Source organism: Staphylococcus sp. EG-SA-2 (assembly GCF_017152085.1).
This window is the reverse complement of the sequence record NZ_JACYHC010000699.1, coordinates 1-1,897: the sequence shown is the minus strand read 5'-3', so window position 1 is coordinate 1,897 and position 1,897 is coordinate 1. Positions and strand designations below refer to the sequence as shown.

Genomic DNA, 1,897 nt, shown 5'->3' with positions numbered 1-1,897 from the left:
CTGAAGATCCTAGATTTACTGATCGTTTCGAATTGTTCATTGTAGGTAGAGAGCATGCAAATGCATTTACTGAATTAAATGATCCTATTGATCAAAAAGGTCGTTTTGAAGCGCAACTTGTTGAAAAGGCGCAAGGTAATGATGAAGCGCATGAAATGGATGAAGATTACATTGAAGCGTTAGAATATGGTATGCCTCCGACAGGTGGTCTTGGTATCGGTATTGACAGATTGGTTATGTTATTAACTGATTCTCCATCAATCAGAGACGTGTTATTATTCCCTTATATGAGACAAAAATAAATGACGTTGATTGTTAGTAAGAGCTCTCGTGTATACAACATGTGTATGCGAGGGTTTTCTTAATTATGGTAATTAGTTCGTGTTTGAATGTTTTTGATAGTAATAGTTAACGATAGTGGTACTATTTTTGACTGTTAAACAAGGTAGTTGGCTGATAGATGAAAATGACGATACGTATATAGAGTAGTTCGGATGAGAAATGTTAACGATAGACATTGAGATATCTTATAACAAAAATTGCTATATTAGTATAATTTATCTTAATCAGCTATAAAAGTACTTTAAAATTGTATAGAATGTGTATGGTTTTGTACATATGTGTATGATAGAATACTAAAAGTGTTATGAATTAGAGAGCACGAGAAATGTCAGTTTTGAAGAATAAAAAAGTTGATTAAAAGTGTTGACTTTATCAATTGAATGAAGTAATATATAAAAGTCGTCAAAAACAGACGAAACACACTAAAAGCTGATGTGACAAAGTTCACAACAAAGTGTAAAATTAACTATTGCACCTTATTAATTAAGCGTGTATCATAAATAAGTAAGTTATTTTGTCTGGTGGCTATAGCAAGGAGGTCACACCTGTTCCCATGCCGAACACAGAAGTTAAGCTCCTTAGCGTCGATGGTAGTCGAACTTACGTTCCGCTAGAGTAGAACGTTGCCAGGCAAATGACAAATCGGAGAATTAGCTCAGCTGGGAGAGCATCTGCCTTACAAGCAGAGGGTCGGCGGTTCGAACCCGTCATTCTCCACCATTTATTCTTAGATATAGCCGGCCTAGCTCAATTGGTAGAGCAACTGACTTGTAATCAGTAGGTTGGGGGTTCAAGTCCTCTGGCCGGCACCATCTTTTGAGCCATTAGCTCAGCTGGTAGAGCATCTGACTTTTAATCAGAGGGTCAGAGGTTCGAATCCTCTATGGCTCATTACGATTTAATTTTTATATTTAGCAAAATAATGCAGAAGTAGTTCAGCGGTAGAATACAACCTTGCCAAGGTTGGGGTCGCGGGTTCGAATCCCGTCTTCTGCTCCATTATTTTGCCGGGGTGGCGGAACTGGCAGACGCACAGGACTTAAAATCCTGCGGTGAGAGATCACCGTACCGGTTCGATTCCGGTCCTCGGCACCATTTTAGCGCCCGTAGCTCAATTGGATAGAGCGTTTGACTACGGATCAAGAGGTTATGGGTTCGACTCCTATCGGGCGCGCCATTTTTAAATTAATTGAATAACGGGAAGTAGCTCAGCTTGGTAGAGCACTTGGTTTGGGACCAAGGGGTCGCAGGTTCGAATCCTGTCTTCCCGATTACTTCTTAAATTTCATTTTATGGGGGCTTAGCTCAGCTGGGAGAGCGCCTGCTTTGCACGCAGGAGGTCAGCGGTTCGATCCCGCTAGTCTCCACCATTTATTTTTACACGATGAACATTGAAAACTGAATGACAATATGTCAACGTTAATTCCAAAAAACGTAACTATAAGTTACAAACATTATTTAGTATTTATGAGCTAATCAAACATCATAATTTTTATGGAGAGTTTGATCCTGGCTCAGGATGAACGCTGGCGGCGTGCCTAATACATGCAAGTCG

Annotated in this window: 1 protein-coding gene, 8 tRNA genes and 2 rRNA genes; all 11 read left to right on the top strand. The window is 39.9% G+C overall.

Features of this window, described 5'->3' with window-relative positions; genetic code table 11:
- Nucleotides 1–302 (top strand): amino acid--tRNA ligase-related protein (locus IDG60_RS12835; RefSeq protein ID WP_346767027.1); only part of this gene is annotated, 302 nt, incomplete at its 5' end.
- Nucleotides 303–859: 557 nt separating this feature from the next.
- A 5S ribosomal RNA gene (rrf, locus tag IDG60_RS12830) occupies nt 860–974 on the top strand.
- 12 nt (nt 975–986) lie between these two features.
- Nucleotides 987–1,062: transfer RNA gene (locus tag IDG60_RS12825), tRNA-Val, on the top strand.
- Between the two features lie 16 nt (nt 1,063–1,078).
- Nucleotides 1,079–1,154: transfer RNA gene (locus IDG60_RS12820), tRNA-Thr, on the top strand.
- A 6-nt stretch (nt 1,155–1,160) separates the two neighbouring features.
- Nucleotides 1,161–1,233 (top strand) — tRNA-Lys (locus IDG60_RS12815).
- Nucleotides 1,234–1,266: 33 nt separating this feature from the next.
- Nucleotides 1,267–1,341 (top strand) — tRNA-Gly (locus IDG60_RS12810).
- A gap of 7 nt (nt 1,342–1,348) precedes the next feature.
- A tRNA-Leu gene (locus tag IDG60_RS12805) sits at nt 1,349–1,437 on the top strand.
- Nucleotides 1,438–1,442: 5 nt separating this feature from the next.
- A tRNA-Arg gene (locus IDG60_RS12800) sits at nt 1,443–1,519 on the top strand.
- Nucleotides 1,520–1,539: 20 nt separating this feature from the next.
- A tRNA-Pro gene (locus tag IDG60_RS12795) sits at nt 1,540–1,613 on the top strand.
- Nucleotides 1,614–1,636: 23 nt separating this feature from the next.
- A tRNA-Ala gene (locus IDG60_RS12790) sits at nt 1,637–1,712 on the top strand.
- A gap of 121 nt (nt 1,713–1,833) precedes the next feature.
- A 16S ribosomal RNA gene (locus tag IDG60_RS12785) occupies nt 1,834–1,897 on the top strand; the annotation flags it as partial.